Annotated in this window: 15 protein-coding genes and 1 pseudogene; 12 read left to right on the top strand and 4 right to left on the bottom strand. The window is 69.2% G+C overall.

Features of this window, described 5'->3' with window-relative positions:
- The first annotated feature begins 70 nt into the window (after positions 1 to 70).
- From OG371_RS27090 to OG371_RS27075, 4 genes and pseudogenes are all read left to right on the top strand, one after another.
- Positions 71 to 1,660: an ABC transporter substrate-binding protein gene (locus tag OG371_RS27090; protein ID WP_329057993.1), complete on the top strand. Its 1,590-nt coding sequence runs from the start codon at positions 71 to 73 to the stop codon at positions 1,658 to 1,660.
- A 5-nt stretch (positions 1,661 to 1,665) separates the two neighbouring features.
- Positions 1,666 to 2,670: an ABC transporter permease gene (locus OG371_RS27085; RefSeq protein WP_329057991.1), complete on the top strand. Its 1,005-nt coding sequence runs from the start codon at positions 1,666 to 1,668 to the stop codon at positions 2,668 to 2,670.
- A complete protein-coding gene (locus OG371_RS27080) occupies positions 2,670 to 4,592 on the top strand; it encodes a dipeptide/oligopeptide/nickel ABC transporter permease/ATP-binding protein (protein ID WP_329057989.1) in 1,923 nt (640 codons plus the stop codon). Before OG371_RS27085 ends, OG371_RS27080 begins: the two co-directional genes overlap by 1 nt.
- A pseudogene (locus tag OG371_RS27075) lies at positions 4,589 to 5,305 on the top strand (ABC transporter ATP-binding protein); the annotation flags it as partial. The gene OG371_RS27080 and the pseudogene OG371_RS27075, both read left to right, overlap by 4 nt.
- A 339-nt stretch (positions 5,306 to 5,644) precedes the next feature.
- Here the strand turns inward: OG371_RS27075 and OG371_RS27070 are convergent.
- Positions 5,645 to 6,511 carry an SDR family oxidoreductase gene (locus OG371_RS27070; protein WP_329057988.1) on the bottom strand — a complete coding sequence of 289 codons (867 nt, stop codon included), beginning with the start codon at positions 6,509 to 6,511 and terminating at the stop codon, positions 5,645 to 5,647.
- A gap of 116 nt (positions 6,512 to 6,627) precedes the next feature.
- Here OG371_RS27070 and OG371_RS27065 point away from each other — a divergent pair, with 116 nt between their 5' ends.
- Positions 6,628 to 7,221, top strand: a complete 594-nt coding sequence (locus OG371_RS27065; RefSeq protein ID WP_329057986.1) for a TetR/AcrR family transcriptional regulator — start codon at positions 6,628 to 6,630, stop codon at positions 7,219 to 7,221.
- A gap of 22 nt (positions 7,222 to 7,243) precedes the next feature.
- Here OG371_RS27065 and OG371_RS27060 read toward each other — a convergent pair whose 3' ends face one another.
- Positions 7,244 to 7,726: a winged helix-turn-helix transcriptional regulator gene (locus tag OG371_RS27060; protein WP_329057985.1), complete on the bottom strand. Its 483-nt coding sequence runs from the start codon at positions 7,724 to 7,726 to the stop codon at positions 7,244 to 7,246.
- Between the two features lie 445 nt (positions 7,727 to 8,171).
- On the opposite strand from OG371_RS27060, the gene OG371_RS27055 reads away from it, so the two are divergent.
- The gene (locus tag OG371_RS27055) at positions 8,172 to 8,603 is read left to right on the top strand and encodes a tautomerase family protein (RefSeq protein WP_329057983.1); all 432 of its coding nucleotides are present in this window, start codon (positions 8,172 to 8,174) and stop codon (positions 8,601 to 8,603) included.
- Positions 8,604 to 8,882: 279 nt separating this feature from the next.
- Here the strand turns inward: OG371_RS27055 and OG371_RS27050 are convergent, their stop codons facing one another.
- Positions 8,883 to 9,725, bottom strand: coding sequence for an NAD(P)H-binding protein (locus OG371_RS27050; protein WP_329057982.1), 843 nt, complete (start codon positions 9,723 to 9,725; stop codon positions 8,883 to 8,885).
- Between the two features lie 114 nt (positions 9,726 to 9,839).
- Between OG371_RS27050 and OG371_RS27045 the strand changes: the two genes are divergently transcribed.
- The 3 genes from OG371_RS27045 to OG371_RS27035 all read left to right on the top strand — a co-directional run bounded on the left by OG371_RS27045 (position 9,840) and on the right by OG371_RS27035 (position 13,266).
- Positions 9,840 to 10,523 (top strand): DNA-binding response regulator, encoded by a 684-nt coding sequence (locus tag OG371_RS27045; RefSeq protein ID WP_329057981.1) that lies wholly within the window; start codon positions 9,840 to 9,842, stop codon positions 10,521 to 10,523.
- 34 nt (positions 10,524 to 10,557) lie between these two features.
- The gene (locus OG371_RS27040; protein WP_329057979.1) at positions 10,558 to 11,142 is read left to right on the top strand and encodes an NADP-dependent oxidoreductase; all 585 of its coding nucleotides are present in this window, start codon (positions 10,558 to 10,560) and stop codon (positions 11,140 to 11,142) included.
- Positions 11,143 to 12,171: 1,029 nt separating this feature from the next.
- Positions 12,172 to 13,266 carry a glycosyltransferase gene (locus OG371_RS27035; protein ID WP_329057977.1) on the top strand — a complete coding sequence of 365 codons (1,095 nt, stop codon included), beginning with the start codon at positions 12,172 to 12,174 and terminating at the stop codon, positions 13,264 to 13,266.
- Positions 13,267 to 13,864: 598 nt separating this feature from the next.
- Here the strand turns inward: OG371_RS27035 and OG371_RS27030 are convergent.
- Positions 13,865 to 14,503, bottom strand: a complete 639-nt coding sequence (locus OG371_RS27030) for a TetR/AcrR family transcriptional regulator (protein WP_329057976.1) — start codon at positions 14,501 to 14,503, stop codon at positions 13,865 to 13,867.
- A gap of 109 nt (positions 14,504 to 14,612) precedes the next feature.
- Between OG371_RS27030 and OG371_RS27025 the strand changes: the two genes are divergently transcribed.
- From OG371_RS27025 to OG371_RS27015, 3 genes are read left to right on the top strand one after another with little or no spacing between them, the layout of a single operon-like run.
- The gene (locus OG371_RS27025) at positions 14,613 to 15,638 is read left to right on the top strand and encodes an NAD-dependent epimerase/dehydratase family protein (protein ID WP_329057975.1); all 1,026 of its coding nucleotides are present in this window, start codon (positions 14,613 to 14,615) and stop codon (positions 15,636 to 15,638) included.
- 5 nt (positions 15,639 to 15,643) lie between these two features.
- Positions 15,644 to 15,784: a hypothetical protein gene (locus tag OG371_RS27020; protein ID WP_329057973.1), complete on the top strand. Its 141-nt coding sequence runs from the start codon at positions 15,644 to 15,646 to the stop codon at positions 15,782 to 15,784.
- A 9-nt stretch (positions 15,785 to 15,793) separates the two neighbouring features.
- Positions 15,794 to 17,257, top strand: a complete 1,464-nt coding sequence (locus OG371_RS27015; protein WP_329057972.1) for a nitrilase-related carbon-nitrogen hydrolase — start codon at positions 15,794 to 15,796, stop codon at positions 17,255 to 17,257.
- The last annotated feature ends 119 nt before the right edge of the window (positions 17,258 to 17,376 follow it).

The following is a 17,376-nucleotide window of genomic DNA, read 5'->3' as shown; positions in this document are numbered from 1 at the left end:
CTGCCCGGCTTTAATGTGGCCGCAAGGTTGACGGCCCATCCATCGAGCAGCGGTACGAACGAGGTACGAGATGAGTCCGACATACAAGGGTGCCCAGCTCGCGCTCTGTCTCCTGCTGGCCGGTGGGGGTCTGGTCGCCTGCGGCAGCGGCGGATCATCGGGCGGCCCCAAGACCTACGTCGACGGTAAGACGTTCACCCTGGCGCTGTCCTCGGACCCCGGTGCGCTCGACCCGCAGGGTTCCGCCGTCAGCTCGCTCCTGCAGCTCAACCAGTTCGCCTACGACGCGCTCGTCGCCGTCGACGCGAAAGGCGAAGTCCGGCCCCAGCTCGCGGCCGCCTGGAAGACCGTCGACGCCATGACGGTCACCTTCGACATCAAGCCGGGCATCACCTGCTCCGACGGCTCGGTCTTCGACGCCAAGACGGCCGCCGACAACATCTCCTACGTCGAGGACCCCAAGAACAAGAGCCCGTTCCTGGGCGTCTTCGTGCCGGCCGGCGCCACGGCGACGGCTACCGGCTCGACGGTCACGCTCAAGCTCGCGGCCCCGGCGCCATTCGTCCTGAGCTCGTTTTCGTTCCTGCCGATGGTGTGCGCGTCGGGCCTGAAGGACCGCGCCGGGCTCAAGGACCACACCGCGGGGACCGGTCCCTACGAGCTCACGCAGGCCACCCCGGGGGCGGAGTACGTCTACCAGGTCCGCCCGGGCTACACCTGGGGGCCGGACGGGGCGTCGACGGCCGCGAAGGGTACGCCCGCCAAGATCGTGGTGAAGATCGTCGCCAACGAGACCACCGCGGCCAACCAGCTGCTCGCCGGACAGCTCAACGCGGCTCAGATCGTCGGGCCCGACGCCGCCCGGCTGCAGGCCGCCGGGCTCAAGTCGGCCGACACCACGACACTGGTCGGCGAGCAGTGGTACAACCACGCCCCCGGGCACGCGACCGGCGATCCCGCGGTGCGGCAGGCGCTGACGCAGGGCGCCGACTACACGCAGCTGGCGAAGGTGCTCACGGCAGGAAAGGGCACCGCGGCGACTCAGCTCGCCACGATCTCCTCCGCGGGCTGCACCGGCAACTCGGTGGCCGGCAGCGTGCCGCCGTTCGACTCGGCCGCCGCCTCCGCGGCGCTGGACGCCGCCGGCTGGACGAAGGGCCCCGACGGGGTCCGCGCCAAGAACGGCGCCGAGCTCTCGCTCGCCTTCATCTCCGACTCCGCGCTGGGCACCGGCGGCGCGGCGGCGTCGGAGCTCGCGGTCTCCCAATGGAAAGCGCTGGGGATCAAGGTCACCGTCAAGCAGCTGGCCACGACCGAGATGGCCGGCCCGCTGTTCAGCACCGGCGACTGGGACATCGCCTGGGAGCCGATCAACGTGACGACCCCCGACCAGATGGTCCCGACGCTCTCGGGCGCCACGGTCCCGGACGGCAGCAACTTCTCCGCCGTCGAGAACGCCGGCTACACCACCGCCGTGACCAAGGCGATGGGGCAGACGGGCACGGACGGCTGCCCCGACTGGCTCAAGGGCGAAGCCGCCCTCTTCAAGGCCGCGGACCTGGTGCCGTTCGCGAACCAGGTCCTCACGACCTTCGGCAAGGACGCCGAGTTCGTGTCCACGGGCAGCATCGTCCCGTCCAGCATCCACATGCTGGGCTGATCGGAATGCCGGAAACCCTGAGCGCGACGGCGACGGCGACCGAACCCCGGCTGGCCATCCTCAACGGACGGTGGACCCGGTTCGCCCTGCGGCGGGCCGGCCGGTTGCTGGTCTCCCTGTGGGTACTGGTGAGCGCCACCTTCCTGATGATCCACCTCGTGCCGGGCGACCCCGTCCGGGCCGCGCTCGGGCCCACCGCGACGCCCGCCGTCGTCGCCGCCAGGCGGGCGGCGCTCGGCCTCGACGACCCGCTGCCGGTCCAGTACCTGCACTTCCTCAAGGGGGTTCTCAGCGGCGACCTCGGCTCGTCGATCGTCTCGCAACTCCCGGTCGGTCAGATCATCGGGCAGTTGCTCCCGGCCACGGCCGTGCTGGCCGGGCTGGCGTTCCTGCTCGCCGCAGTCATCGCGGTCCCGGTCGGCGTCGCGGTCGCGATGCGGACCCGGCGGGGCCGCGGCCGGCGCACGGAGCTCGTCTTCGCCGGTACCAGCGTGGTGCTCGGGACGATCCCGGACTTCCTCCTCGGGGTCGGTCTCGTGTTCGTCTTCTCGGTGACCCTCGGCTGGGTTCCGGTGGCCGGGAACGACACCTGGTCGTCCTACATCCTTCCGGTCGTCGCGCTGGCCCTCGGCCCCGCGGCGGTGCTGGCCCGGATCGTGCGCGTCGAGCTGCTCGCCGTCCTCGAAACCGACTACATCCGGACGGCCCGGGCCAAGAGGCTGCCCACGTCGAGGATCACCTTGGTGCACGCACTGCCCAACGCCGTGACCGCGACGCTGACCCTCGGCGGGCTGCTGCTCAGCTCCCTCATCGCCGGGACCGTGCTCGTCGAGAACGTCTTCGCCTGGCCGGGCCTCGGCCGCACGATCGTCGCCTCGATCGTCTCGAAGGACTACGCAGTCGTGCAGGGAATCGTGCTCGTGTACGGGGTCGGGGTGCTGCTGGTCAACACCTTCGCCGACGTCGCGATCGCGGTCCTCGATCCCCGTTCGACGATCGGAGAGTCGTGATGGTGCGCCGTCCGAGCCGCGTGCTGCGCACCCCCGTGGGAGTCGTCGGCCTCACGTTGCTGGCGATCGTGGTGCTGCTGACCGTCTTCGCGCCGATCCTGTGGCAGGACCGCGCGGACGCCGCCGACACCTCGAACATCCTCGCGGGCCCGTCGGCGGAGCACCTCCTCGGCACCGATGCCCTGGGGCGCGACAACTTCTTCCGCGTTCTCGTCGCGACCCGGCTCTCGATCCTGCTCGCCGTCTGCGCCACGGCCGTCTCCCTCGTCGCCGGCCTGCTTCTCGGCGCGGCGCCGATCCTGCTGGGACGCCGGGCCGGGCGGCTGATCGGGGCGGTGGTCAACATCCTGGTCGCGTTCCCCGCGCTGCTGCTCGTGCTCTTCTTCGCGGTCGTCTTCGGCGTCGGGACGACGGGTGCGGTGCTCGCGGTCGGCCTCGCCGGCGCGCCCGTCTTCGGCCGCTTGTGCCAGACGCTCGTGGCCGGCGTGGAGAGCCTCGACTTCGTTGCGGCGGCCCGGATCTCCGGGGTGCGCCGGTGGCGGATCCTGGTGCGCCACGTGCTGCCCAACATCGCGGAGCCGCTGATCGTCAACGTCACCATCGGCGCCGGGAGCACGCTGCTCGCCTTCGCGGGACTGTCGTTCCTCGGCCTCGGCGTCCAGTCCCCGGCCTACGACTGGGGCCGGCTGATGCAGGACGGCCTGTCCGGCATCTACACCCAGCCGTCGGCCGCGCTCGCCCCGGGCGTCGCGGTCATCCTCGCCGGGCTGGCGTTCAACCTCACGGGCGAAGCGTTCGCCCGGAGCTTCGGCATCACCCGGATCCTCGGCTTCCCGCCCGCGACGGCGGCGGCCGGCCCCGGCACACCCGCCGAACCGGCCGCGGCGGACGCCGATCCCCGGCTCGACACCGTCCTCGACGTGCACAACCTGCACGTGTCGTTCCCGGGCGCCACCGGGCCGATCCGGCCGGTGCGCGGCGTGAGCTTCCGCGTGGGCCGCGGTCAGGCGCTGGGCGTCGTGGGAGAGTCGGGTTCGGGCAAGTCGCTCACCGCGCTCGCCATCGCCCAGCTCGTCGAAGAGCCGGGCCGGGTGCAGGCCGACCGGCTGCGCTTCGCCGGGCAGAACCTGCTGGACGGCTCCGATCCCCGACACCGCGGACGGCTGCTGGGCCAAGGCCTCGCCATCGTCTTCCAGGACCCGATGACGTCGTTCAACCCGGGGCACCGGGTGGGTCCCCAGCTCGCCGAGGGCGCCCGCCGGCACCAGGGGCTCAGCCGCAAAGCCGCGCTCGCCCGGGCGGTCGACCGGCTCCGCGCGGTCAAGGTGGGCGAACCCGAGCGGCGCGCGCGCCAGTACCCGTTCGAGTTCTCCGGCGGCATGCGCCAGCGCGCGATGATCGGCATGGGCCTGATGGGCTCACCACGGCTGATCATCGCCGACGAGCCGACCACCGCCCTCGACGTCACAGTGCAGCAGCAGGTTCTCGACCTGCTCGCCGAGATCCGCGCCCGGGACGACGCCGCGCTGCTGATGATCAGCCACGACGTGTCAGTCCTCGCGCAGGTCTGCGACCGGGTGCTGGTGATGTACGCCGGCCGGGTCGTGGAGGAGCTGCCCGCCGCCGAGCTGTGGACCGGGGCGCGGCACCCGTACTCCCGCGCGCTGGTCGCGGCGGTGCCGGACATGGCCACCGACGTCGACGCGCCGCTGGCCAGCATCCCCGGTCGCCCGGTCGGGCCGGCCGAGGTCCCCGCCGGCTGTGCCTACGCCGCGCGCTGCCCGCTGGCCGACGACCGGTGCCGGACGGCCGAACCCGAGCTGGTCACGGACGCGGCCGGCCACCGGGTCGCCTGCTGGCGTGCCAACGAGACGTGTTCGCTCGATCCCGCGGTCACGATCGACGAGGCGGTCACCCGATGAGCGAGCTGGTGTTCGACGAGGTTTCGGTGCGCTACGGCACCGCAAAAGTCCTGGACCGGGTGAGCCTCACCGTGCCCGACGGCCAGGTCGTCGGGCTGGTGGGAGAATCCGGCTCGGGAAAGTCCACGCTGGCCAGGGCGGCCGTCGGGCTGGTCCCGCTGAGCGGCGGCCGGATCCTGCTCGACGGCGCCGAGCTCCCGCGCCGCGGCCGCCGCCGTCCGCTGCAGCTGGTCTTCCAGGATCCGTACTCGTCGCTCGACCCGCGCATGACGATCGGGCACAGCGTCACCGAGGCGATCCCGCACCGGCTGACCCGGGCGGCTCGCGCGGCCGAGGTCACCCGGCTGCTCGAGCTCGTGCACCTCGACCCCGCCTGCGCGGACAGCCTGCCCAGCGAGCTGTCGGGCGGGCAGCGTCAGCGGGTCGCGCTGGCGCGGGCCCTGGCCGGCCTGCCCGAGGTCCTCATCGCCGACGAGATCACCTCGGCGCTCGACGTCTCGGTGCAGGGCGCGGTGCTCAACCTCGTCCGTCAGACCCAGCGCGAACTCGGGCTGTCGCTGCTCTTCATCTCCCACAACCTCGCGGTCGTCCGGTATGTCGCGAGCCACGTCGCGGTCATGCTCCAAGGCCGCGTGATCGAGCAGGGGCCGGTCTCCGAGGTGCTCGAGCGTCCCGTTCACGACTACACGCGCCGGCTGCTGGCGGCGGTGCCCGGTCGGAGATCTTCTTGACTCGGACTTTCTTGCCTCACGCGATCTCGGTTTGTCGCCTCTCGCCCGGCCCGCCGCCACGCGGGACGCGATGATCACGAAATACCGCCAGAACCGTCGAACTGGCCCCGGTACCGCGCGGGCCGAGCAGACCTTGCCGCGGCTGGCGGACACCTCGAAAACGCTTCTCCGACAATGCAACGCCGTCGCTGAACCAGCTGAGAGGATTGTTTGGTGCGCACCCTCTTGCCGGGTCCTGACAGTCGATGCCTGGCATCGACTGTCAGGACCGCCGCCCGGATCCTGCGGTTCGGAATATCGGGCGGCGGCGCGGGTCGCCGATCAGGCGTGGTGCGCCGCAGCGGTTCGGTTGTGCTTCTCAGCCGGGTAGTGCTTGCGCAGGTCGGAGGTCGTCATCCGGTCGAGCAGCCGGTCAGGGAGGAAGCGAGAGGCACGGATGAGTAGCCCGGCCACAGCGCCGATGACATAGCGGGTGCGGGGCCTGCGGTCGGTCACGGCCTTGACGATCGTCTTGGCCGCGACGTCGGAGGTCACGCCGGCCTTGGTGAACGCGGCAACGTGGGAGGGCAACGCCTGCACCAGAGTGCCGTAACGGGCATCCTGCTCCGGTGTCATGCCGGCGCTGAGCCGGCTCAGTCCGGCCAGGCCGTGGCCGGCCATCTCGGTCTTGACACCGCCCGGTTCGACCACGACCACCTGCACGCCGTGAGGAGCCAATTCGTTGCGCAGTGCGTCGCTCAGGGCTTCCATCGCGTGCTTGCTGCTCGCGTAGGGGCCGTAGCCGGCCATGGAGAGCTTGCCGTTCACCGAGCTGATGTTGACGACGCGGCCCTTGCTGCGCACCAGCGCGGGAAGCAGAGCCTGAGTCACGGCGACGTGGCCGAACAGGTTCACCTCGAAGATGCGCCGCCACTCGTCGAGCGGCGTGACTTCGACCGGGCCGGCGCCGGGGACGCCGGCGTTGTTGACCAGCGCCCGCAACGTACGCCGTTGCGGGTCGCCGTCGATGCGTGCCACCAATGCCGCGACGTGCTCCGGGTTGGTGATGTCGAGGATCACCGGCTCGACGGCCGCGGCGCGCAGCGCCGCACCGTCGCTCTCACGCCGGACCCCAGCCAGGACGTGAAAGCCACGGCGAGCAAGTTCGCGCGCGGTGGCCGCACCCATCCCGGTCGACGCACCGGTCACGACCACAAGCTCTCGAATTTCGGATGACGTTGTCATGCAATCAGCATCGCGACTTCGCGTGACGTTGTCAAGTGAATGGGATGACGTTGTCATCGGAGCTGCGGTAGCATGGCCGCGTGATCAGTCGTGCCGAATCCGCTGCCGCCACTCGCCGAGCCTTGATCGACGCGGCGGCCGAACTGCTCGATCTCGGTGGTCTCGGCGCCGTGACGCTCCGGGCGGTCGGGGCACGTGCCGGGGTGACCCGCGGTGCGCCTTACACCCATTTCCCCGACAAGGAGAGCCTGCTCATCGAGATCGGGACACGAGCATGGGAACGGCTCGCGGACCAGTCGGCGGCGCTACGCGCGAATACCGGGATTTCCTCCGCCGACAAACTTGGGGGCGTCGTCACCGCATTCCTCGAGCTCGGCCGCCGTCAGCCTCACCTTTACCGGCTGATGTTCAGCAATCCGGCCGGCGACCCGACCGCCATGGCCCGTGCCGCCCAGCGCAGCCAGGACGAGTTCCTGATGATCGTCGCCGACCTGGTCGGCGAGCAGAACGCCCGCCGATACGGTGCCCTGCTCATCGGCAGCGTGAACGGGATCACCGGCATGGAGGTCAGCAACCAGCTCGCCGACCCGAAGTGGGGCGTCAAGGCGGAAGAGCTCGTCGACACCCTCGTCGAGATGGTCTCGAACGTGAGTCAGCGCGAAACCAAAGAATGAAAGGCCAACATCAGAACATCGCTTAAGCCTGGCGATCATCGTCCTGCCGGTGAGACGGGTGCCCGGGACCCCACCGAACCCCTGTCTCGCGCAGATCGACCGGATCTCCGCAGTGAGAGCAGGCGACCTCGATGTGGAGGTCATAGCCGCAGGTCTTGTGCTCGAAGATCACCGGGGTGCCTTCCGGGCCGACCATGTGGCGATCGGCCCAGACCGCCATCGACATCAGCACCGGGAAGGCGTCTCGTCCCTTGCCGGTGAGCCGGTACTCATGACGGACGGGCTTGTCCTGGTACTCGACCTTGACGAGCAGACCGTCGTGGACGAGGCCGCTTAGCCGCTCAGTGAGGATGCCGCGCCCGATACCGAGGGACCGCTGGAAGTCCTCGAAGCGGCGGACACCGTAGAAAGCCTCACGGAGCAGCAGGACGTTCCAGTGGTCGCCGAAGACGGTCGTGGCGCGAGCGATCGTGCAGGGCCACGCTGAGGTGTCGGTGCGCTTCATCAATTCTCTCAAGGTCGGTCACGGATCAGACGGCCGAGATCAGGCACGTCATCATGCCGTGCGCGACGCACTTGCCATCCGCATCAACGAGAAGCTGATCGAGCTCCCGCCGGATGGAGTGCCTGCGCCCCGATACTCGCGCCGATGCCGACGGAGACGGAGCGATCACCGCCGCAACAGTGCCACAACCCCTGAAGACCTGCCGGATCAGTGCGTTCCATCATAGAACCATGATACGTTCCACCTGTCGCCGCCGGCAGCCGCTCCCCGTTCCGGGACCAAGTGCCGTCGGCACATCGCCCTCCCCTCGAGCATGCAGCGTCAGCCAACACGGATGACCAACCCCGGCTCGGCTCGCGGCGACTCGTCGAGGGCCCGCACCAGCGCCGGACGACGTCGACCGGCGTGCCCCCACCCGACCCCGACCACCACAGAGGAACCGGCTATGCCCGTCTATCAGGTCTTCAGCCCCGACAATCTGCTTTCCGACGAGCAGCGCCAGCAGATCGTCGACGAAATCACCCGCATCCACACGAGCAACACCGGCGCTCCCGCGCTGTTCGTCAACGTGGTCTTCACCGACCTCCCGGCCGGTCGGGTGTTCAGCGCCGGCAAGCCCTCACGCCTGTCACTCATCATCGGCAACATCCGCGAGGGCCGTGACATCGAGGTGCGGCAGACCATGCTCCGGCAGCTCTCAGCGATGTGGGTCGAGATCACCGGCGCCCCCGAAACCGAAGTCCTCCTCGCCATCCAAGAGACCGACCCCCTCGCCGCGATGGAACTCGGGCTCCTCTTCCCCCCTGCCGGTCAAGAGGCCGCCTGGTTCGCGAAGCACCAGGACAAGCTCGCCGCACTGGGAATCTCGGGCGGTTGATGCAGCCTCACCCGCCCCTCCGACAGCACTCATCACTCACCGAGGCCGGGACTCGCCGCCACTTTCCACTAGTCGATCATTTCGGTGGCGGCGGTCTCGGTGAGACTGTTGAGCGCTTGCCGCGCCCTCGTTCGGGAAGACGTGTCGGGCGCGCCGGACTGCCGGTCCACGCCCGCCAACGGCGCTGCCCGAGGTTGTCTGGTCACCTTGTCCACGGGGATCACGCCATCAGACGAGGCAGAGTCCAGAACGTGGCCCGTGGCGGTGCCGGCGTCCCGACTAGCGAAAGGCGTCCGCGTGATGCTCGCACCAGTCGCGGAAGCTGTTCGGTGCGGTTCCGGTGATGTTCTGGACGTCGTCGGTGATGGTCACCTGGCGGCGGGCGCGGAACACCTCGTGCAGGCGTTCCATGAGGTGCGCGTGCTCGGGCGGGGTTCCCTGCTCGATGGCGGCCGTGGCGAATTCGTGCGGAGTGACGTCCTCGAAGTCGATCGGCCGCCCGATCACGTCGGCGATGATCTCGACCTGCTGACGTGAGGTCAGGGCCTCCGGGCCGGTGAGCAGATAGCCCTTGCCGACGTGGCCCTCTTCGGTGAGCGCGGCTACGGCGACGCGCGCGATGTCGTCCGGGTCGGTCACGGCAAGCTGGCCGTCACCGGTCGGGTCGACGACTTTGCCCGCTCGGATCGCGTCGCGCCACCCGAGGGTGTTGGACGCGAACGCGCTGGGCCGGAGGTAGGTCACCCCGAGACCGGACTCGCGCAGCAGCTGTTCACGAGCCGCGAGCGCGGTCGGCATGGGACCGTCCAGCGGCAGGAGACGCGCGCCGGCGGAGGACAGCATGACGATCCTCGGCGCACCGGCGTCCTGCGCGGCGGCGATCATCGTCTTGGTCTGCTCGGTCCCGCCGGCACCGTGCATCAGAAAAATGGCATCGACGCCCTGAACCGCTTTCGACACGCTGTCGCGGTCGTCAAGATTGCCGACGGCGAGTTCGACGCCCGCCGGCAGGTCGGCTTTGGCGGGATCTCGCACGAGTGCCCGCACGTCGGCGCCCTGGTGGAACAGCTGTCGTGCGACCGAGCCGCCGACGTTGCCTGTCGCTCCGATGACGAGGTACATCTGAAGTCCTTTCAAGGTGGCACCTACAAGCCTTTCCCGGTCCGGCGGCCACGGCCAGGAACTGGCCATTTCCTGCCACACGGCCTCCTCGGCAGCGCCTGTCACACTGGAGACGTGACCGATACACAGACCAGCACGGTGCGTGGCGACGCGGAACTCGTGGCCAGGGCGGGGGATCTGTTCGACGCGGTGCGGGAGGAGTTCGTGCTCGTGGCCGGCGACCTGGATTCCTGGTCACAGCCAGGGCTGCGATCGGCACTCGCCCGCAGGGTCCTGGCGCCCGGCAAGCGAACCGTCGCGGTGCGCAAGTTGCTGAGCCCGCTGGCGCTCGCCGCCGAGGCGCAGCGTGCCCTGATGCGGCGGCTCGACGCCGGAGGCACCCGGATGCGGATCAGTTCTGCGTCGCTCCCGCACGAGACGATCATCATGGACCGGCGGGTGGCCATCGTGGCCGGAGAGCCGTCACCGCTCGGCCGGGAATACACAGTGACAGCCTCCCCGATCCTGGTGAGCGGGATTCGTTCGCTGTTCACCGCGGCCTGGGACACAGCCACCGAACTCGACGTCTACCTGCGCGGCGACATACCCGAACTCGCTCCCGAGGCAAGAATGGTCCTGCGGGCGCTCTGCGCGGGCAATACCGACGAGGCAGCCGCACGGAGCCTCGGCACCTCGCTGCGCACGTATCGGCGGCGGGTCGCCGACCTGATGGCCGTGCTCGAAGCCAGCTCGCGGTTCCAGGGCGGGGTGCGGGCAGGCGAACTCGGACTGGCTGGGATGCCGGGAGAGCTTGGCTAGCTTCCGATAAGCGGCGTGAGCGGACGTTGTCAGCGTGGGCGCCTCTGTCTTCGTGTCCGGCGCGGCAGGTGCCGTAGGCAGCATGGCGGGGCAGTTCGCCGCGCTCGCCGGCGCCAAACGAGTTGTCGGAAGCGCGGGGAGCGTCGAAAAGACGAAATACCTCGTCGACGAGCTGGGATACGACGCGGCGTTCAACTACAAGGATGGTCCCGTACTCCAGCAGTTGCAGAGCGCGTTTCCCGAAGGACTGGACATCTTCTTCGACAACGTGGGGTCGGATCACCTGGCCGCGGCAGTCGAAGTCCTCAATGACTTCGGGCGGGTGGCGCTGTGCGGAACCATCTCGGCCTACAACGCGTCCGAGCATCGCGCGGTGCCGGTAAACGCGTTCAAGATCGTGACCAAACGGCTCCGCATGCAGGGGTTCATCGCATTCGACCACGAGGATCTTCGAAAGGATTTCGATTCCCGGGTGGGAGCGTGGCTGGAGAACGGCCAACTTGCGTACCGAGAGACGGTCAGCCAAGAAATCGAGGCCGTTCCCGCAGCGTTTACCGGCATGCTGACCGGCGCGAACACCGGAAAGGCGATCATCCGCTTGGCGGACGACCAGGCCTGAGAAACCCGGTGCGATCCTGTGCGAAAAGGCGACGTTTCTCCGAGTCCGGAAACCGTTATTTCGCCGAGCCCATGCGATACGAACGATTTCGCTACGCAGGGGTGCCGTCGGTGATCGCGGCCCGCCTTCGCTGGCGGTACCGCAGCTCGCTCGGCGATGCTTTGATGATCGGCCCGCGGTCCTGGACGGCTGAAGCGTCCCGGTCTCGCGTCGCGGAGAGAACACGACGAACCGAATCCCTGAGGAAGTTCTCGGCTCCGTGAGGTCGGCCGGCCGCTGCGGTTCGTCCGCTGAAGCTCCGGCGACGGTTCCGCCGTCAAGGTCGCGTCACGGCAGGAGCTCTCGGTGTCCGTCGATGGAGGATTCTCGCCACCCGGCGTCCCCAACCCTCCATCGACACCTCGCGGCCATGTCCCAGCCGGACGATTCCGCCCGGCAGCGCGCGCTGCCGTCAGTACGTCGGCATTCCGGGCATTGCCGGTTGACGGGACAACGACAGGCACGCGCCTGTGCACGTTTTGCCGAGCGGCGTTTGTCTATCTTCGCGGTTTTGGCAGCGGTCAGCGCGTCCGAGCTGACCGCTGCCTGACGGCTCCCGGAGACATCACCCGCGGAGCAGGGCGCTGGTTCCGCATCTCACGACCCTTGGGGGCAATGGGCAGTTATCCTGCCTGTTCGCACCCTCGGTGCGGAAACCGCTTTGCGGAAGTATCGCTATCGGGGTAGCGAGTACATGGATCGCGGCAGTTTGATCGTGGCGGGCGCGGCGACCATCAGCCTGATGGGCATGGCCGGCGGACCGTGTACGCCCCCGTTGACGCGGAAACGGACCATCACGGAGCGCGGACAGGCCGACGGGCGGCAAGAAGGACACCTACATCAGCTCTGACATCGGGCCCGCCTCGTCCTGACGCGGTGCCGCCGAGACAAGGTCGATTCCGGGCGGCCGCGTACGGAAAGCAGCTGGACGCGCTGGACCGGTCACTGTATGAGGAGATTCCAGTGCGTATTCTTTTCAGCGGAAATCCCATGACGGGTCATCTGCTGCCGCTGCTGCCGATCGCCGACGCGGCCGTCGCTGCCGGGCACGAGGTGGCTGTCCTCTCGGCGAAGGACGTGACCGACCAGGTCGCGCCGCTGACGGTCCTCGCCGCCGGCCCGAACCAGTCGGCGATGGTCGATGAGGCCCTGCGCCGCACCGGGGCCCACCCGGCCTACCCCGGTCCCTCCACCATCGAGTACTTCGCCAGCGTGCGCATCGATTTCGGCCTCGACGAGGCGCTGGCGCAGGCGCGCGGCTTCGCCCCGGACCTGATCGTGTGCGAGGAAGTCGATTTCCTGGGCCCGCTGGTGGCAACCATCCTGGGCGTGCCCTGGGCCGAGAACACGGTCGGCGCCCCGCTGCCCGAAGAGTTCGCAGGGGGATTGAAACAGCGATCGCTGGCGAACTACGAGGCCCGCTCGCTGACCCCGGCCCCGCGGATTGCGCTGCTGGACTCCTACCCGGACGTGCTGCTGGGCCAGGGTCGCAGGCCAGACGCCGACCGAATCAGGGTCCGGCCCGTCGCCAACGAGCACGGGGGATCGGCGTACACGCCGCCCGCCTTCGCATCGGACCGCCCGCGCGTGCTGGTCACGTTGGGGACGACCGTCACGGTCACGGTCCCGGAGGCCAAGGACGAACTGGCGGCCATGGTGTCCGCCGTCATAGGGGCCGGCTGTGACGTGATCGTGACGGAGGGCGCGGACCTGCTGCCCGCCGACCTCGACCACGACCGCGTGCGGACGGTCGGCTTCGTCCCGCTGTCGAAGCTGCTGCCCGAGGTCGATCTCGTCGTTTCGGCGGGTGGTACGGGCACCCTGCTCTCCGCGCTGTCGCAGGGCATCCCCCTGGTGCTCCGCCCGTACATCGCCGACCAGCCGCAGAACGCCGCCCTCACCGCGGCCGCCGGCGCCGCCGTGGCCATCGAAAACCCGGCCGACGCCGGTACCGCCGCCCGCCGCGTCCTGGACGACCCCGCCTACCGGACGGCCGCCAAGGCAGTAGCGGCCGAACTCGCGTCGACGAGCTCCCCGGCGGAGGCGCTGGACGAGCTGATCGCCCGGTGCGCTCAGGGGGCCTGACCTCTCCGAGGGTGGACGGACGCACTGGGTCCGCGGCGCCGGCACGCCCGCCGGCCTGCACCGTTGCGGAGGCCGACGACTCGTTGAAGGACCGGTCGATCAGACCGGCCCAGGCGCCGGCCACCCGGGCCGGTCGGCAGGCCGCCGGTCGGTGGGCCTGTTCGAGGGCATCGGGTTGACCCGACAGGTGCCGGCGCCGGGCGGCCCCAGTGTTCGGGTCTGACCCCGCGTGTGGTTCGACGTTGCGGCCGGCTCGTGCGCAGCGCCCCGCCGGGGTGGGGAGATCTCCAAGTACGGAGCGCGACAATGCGCAGGTACCGCCTCGTGAGCCTTCCGTCTCAGGACGCCGCACCGCGAACGCCCCGACGACTTCGTGATCGGCGCGGAAACCGGCGCAGCCGACCAGGCTGCCAGGTGGTGGGCGGCTTCCACCACGAACGTTCACCGGCGGCTCCGCGGGCTTTCCCCTTGGGGCAAGCGGGCCGAATCGGGACGCTGCCCGTAGTAATCGAAGGTACGTCCGGCGCCACGCCCCGGGAGACTTCCTCGAGCGCCTCCGTGAGCACCGTTCTGGGGCCTGGGGGTCAGTCCGTCATGATCACGTGCCGGGACTGGGGCGTTGCCCCGTGCTCAGCAGTCGCTCCAGTAGTGCCAGAGTTTGGTCGACGAGGGTGTCGGCGGTGCGGTCCAAGTCGGCGGCTTGCTTGGTCAGCTCTCCGTCCGTCCACAGTGACGCCAGGCCGTGCCCGAGTCCCCACAGGGCGACGGTGAGCACCTCGGGCTGTGTCTCGGCGATCAGTCCGCCGTCGACGCAGCGTCCGACGACATCGTTGACGATCTTGAACCCGGCATCGCGGGCTTCGTGTCCGGCGGGAACGTTGACCGACTCGGACAGTTCCGGTCGGAACATGAGGCGGAAGTAGGCGGGCCTGTCCCGGGCGAAGTCGACATACGCGCGCACGAGTGCGACCAGTGCCGCCACCGGTGTGTCCGCTGCGGCGGCGGCGGCTTCCAGCAGTCGCGCAACCTCCGCGAAGCCGCGGCCGGACAGTGCGGCCAGCAGGCTGGCCCGGTCCGGGAAGTGGTTGTAGGGAGCTCTGGGGCTGACTCCCGCATCGCGCGCCACGCGGCGCAGGCTCACCGCACCGATCCCCTCGGTCTCGACGAGGCCGAGACACACGTCCAGCAGGGTCTCGCGGAGGGCGCCGTGGTGATAGCTGGTCCGGGCTTCGGGCACGACGTGATGGTACGCGACCAGGTTGCCGTTGACACCCGCAGATGTATACTCTGCATACATCCTGCTCGTCACCTGACCCCGGAGCGTCGAGATGCCCGAACGAGTGCTCGTGACCGGCGGCACCGGCTTCATCGCCGGTCACGTCATCCAGGAACTGCTCGATCACGGATACGTGGTGCGGGCGACGGCGCGCACGACTGCCACCGCGGCCCTGCCCGGCCAGGTCGAGGTCGTCCGGGCGGATCTGGGCTCGGATGATGGCTGGGCCGAGGCCGTCAGGGGGTGCGACCACGTGTTGCACGTCGCATCCCCGTTCCCGGCAACCCTCCCGGACGATGAGGGGGAACTGATCGGACCTGCGGTCGACGGCACCCTGCGGGTGCTGCGCGCGGCTGCGGCCAGTGGCACGGTGAAACGAGTCGTGCTGACGTCGTCGATCGCGGCCATCACGGCCGGTCGCGACCGTCGTGATCCCACGGTGCGTACCGAAGCGGACTGGTCGGTTGTGGAGGCCAGCCCGCCGTATGCGAAGAGCAAGACGCTCGCCGAGCGAGCCGCGTGGGATTTCGTGGCGGAACTGCCCGCGGCACAACAGTTCGAACTGGTCGCTGTCCACCCCGGCTGGGCACTCGGGCCGGTGGGCGCGACGTCGGCTCGGACGTCGGTGGAGGTGGTGCGCCGCCTGCTGACGAGGGACGTACCGGCATCGCCCAAGATGGCGATGGCGATTGTTGATGTCCGGGACCTGGCCGTCGGGCACCGGCTGGCGCTGGAGGTCCCCTCGGCCGCGGGCAACCGGTACATCCTCGCCGGCGAGGAGGTATGGATGCGTGATGCGGCGGGCATCCTCGCCGCCGAGTTCAACGACCGCGGCTTTCGTGTTCCCACGCACACGATCCCGAGTTGCGTGGTGGGGCTGATGGCGAGGTTCGACCGGTCGCTGCGTCCCCTCCCGTACTTTCTGGGCCGACGGGAGCGCGTCAGCGCGGCGAAAGCGCAACGTGAGCTGGGCTGGGCGATGCGACCGGCGCGGGAGTCCCTTGTCGACACCGCGATCAGCCTGATCGAGAAGGGCATTGTCGTACCGCGGGCCGTCCGGGCCGCTTCTCCTGTCGGGCCAGCCGGCAAGCATTGAGCCGGATGTTCGACTACTTGATCGTTCCGGAGACTTCGATGAACCAGGGCACGAACGATCGGCGACGCTGGCTGTGGCCGGCCATCGGGGCGGCCACGTCATTGCTTGCCGTGGGCGGACGCTGGGACATTCCGTTGGCCGCCTGACTGTTCGCGGTGTTCCTGTTGCGCTTCACCCGCACCAGCCGTCGTCTTGCCGGGCTGGTCCTGGTATGGCTGGTCTCCGTGGGAGCGGCGGTGTTCTGGATGTGGCAGATGGCTGTGCCGCTGGCCGGGCTGACCGTACTGGGTGGCCTGGCTTTCGGCACCGTGCTCGCCTTGCCCTACGTGGCAGATCGACTGCTCGTGCCACGGCTGGGTACGGCCGGCGAGGTGTTGCTGTTCCCGATGGCGCTGGCGGCGTGTGAGTTCCTGCTGGGCACGTTCAGCCCGTTCGGCACGGCCTACGGCCTGCTCGCCACCACACAGGACGGCAACCTGGCACTGTTGCAGGTGATCTCCGTGGTGGGTCCGTACGGCATCGGATTCCTCATCGGCGCGTTCGCCACCGTGGCGAACTGGGCGTGGGCGCATCCACCGGCCCGGCGCACCGCGCGGACGGTGGGCGCCTATGCGCTCGTGGTCGCCGTCGTGGCGGTCGCTGGTGGCGCGCGGCTGGCCTGGTTCCCGGTGGACACCGCGCAAACCGTCCGCGTCGCCGGCATCAACCCCGGAATGGCCCTGCTCGGCATCGAGATGACGGCACTCGGCGAGCCTCGTGTCGACGCGGCGACCGTAGGGCGGCTCGGGCAGGCCGCCATCCCACGATTCGACCCGGACACAGTGCGAGCGGAGTCCACCGCGGTGATCGACGGTCTGTTTGCTGACACCCGGAGCGCGGCCCGGGCTGGCGCAAAGATCGTCGTCTGGTCCGAAAACGCGGCGCGCATCTCGGCTGCGGGCGAAGCCACGTTCGTCGCACGAGCCCAGGACGTCGCAAGGCAGGAACACATCTGGCTCGACGTCGCCGACAACGTCCACCTGCCCGACCCGTCCCGCGACCGCGACGAAACGCACCTGATCGGACCAGACGGCAATCTACTGTGGACCTACCAGAAGGCCCACCCCGTTCCTGGCCTGGAGAGCTACACACCTGGTGACGGCGCGGTTCCGGTCGTGAATACCCCATACGGCCGCGTCGCCAACGTGATCTGCTACGACGCCGACTTCCCCGCCATGATGCACGTCGACGCTGATATCATGCTGGTACCGGGAGGTGACTGGCCAGAGATGGGTCGCGTGCACACCGAGATGTCAGGTCTGCGGGCCGTCGAAAACGGTTACTCATTGGTCCGCCAAGACTTCGACGGCGGGTCCGAAGCCTTCGACCACAACGGACATTCGCTGTCCATACAGGACACCACGGTCGAGCGTAGCCTTTGGCTGACTGATGTACCGACTCGCAGCACCACCACGGCTTACCGCGTCATCGGAGACGTTTTTTCCTGGCTGTGCCTGGCCGGCACCATTTTCTTCATCGGTGTCGGCATCTCCCGGCCGCGTCGTCGCGAATCCGAATCTCCTCAGGCCCACCGAGCGCGAGCCGGTGTCGGCGGCACCTTAAGCGGAGGCGGGGGTTGAACCTCTCGCTCGTCCCCATCGCAGCCTCGAACACCGCCCTGTGTAAAGGAGTACTGGCAGTGTCTGGGGCGGCCAACAGTGCTAGGGACCAGCTCGGGCCGGCGGTCGTGGGCCGTGTG

It is taken from the genome of Amycolatopsis sp. NBC_01480 (assembly GCF_036227205.1).
In the GTDB taxonomy this organism is placed as follows: Bacteria; Actinomycetota; Actinomycetes; order Mycobacteriales; family Pseudonocardiaceae; genus Amycolatopsis.
The sequence above is the reverse complement of the archived record's forward strand: the minus strand, read 5'-3'. Positions and strand labels throughout refer to the sequence as shown.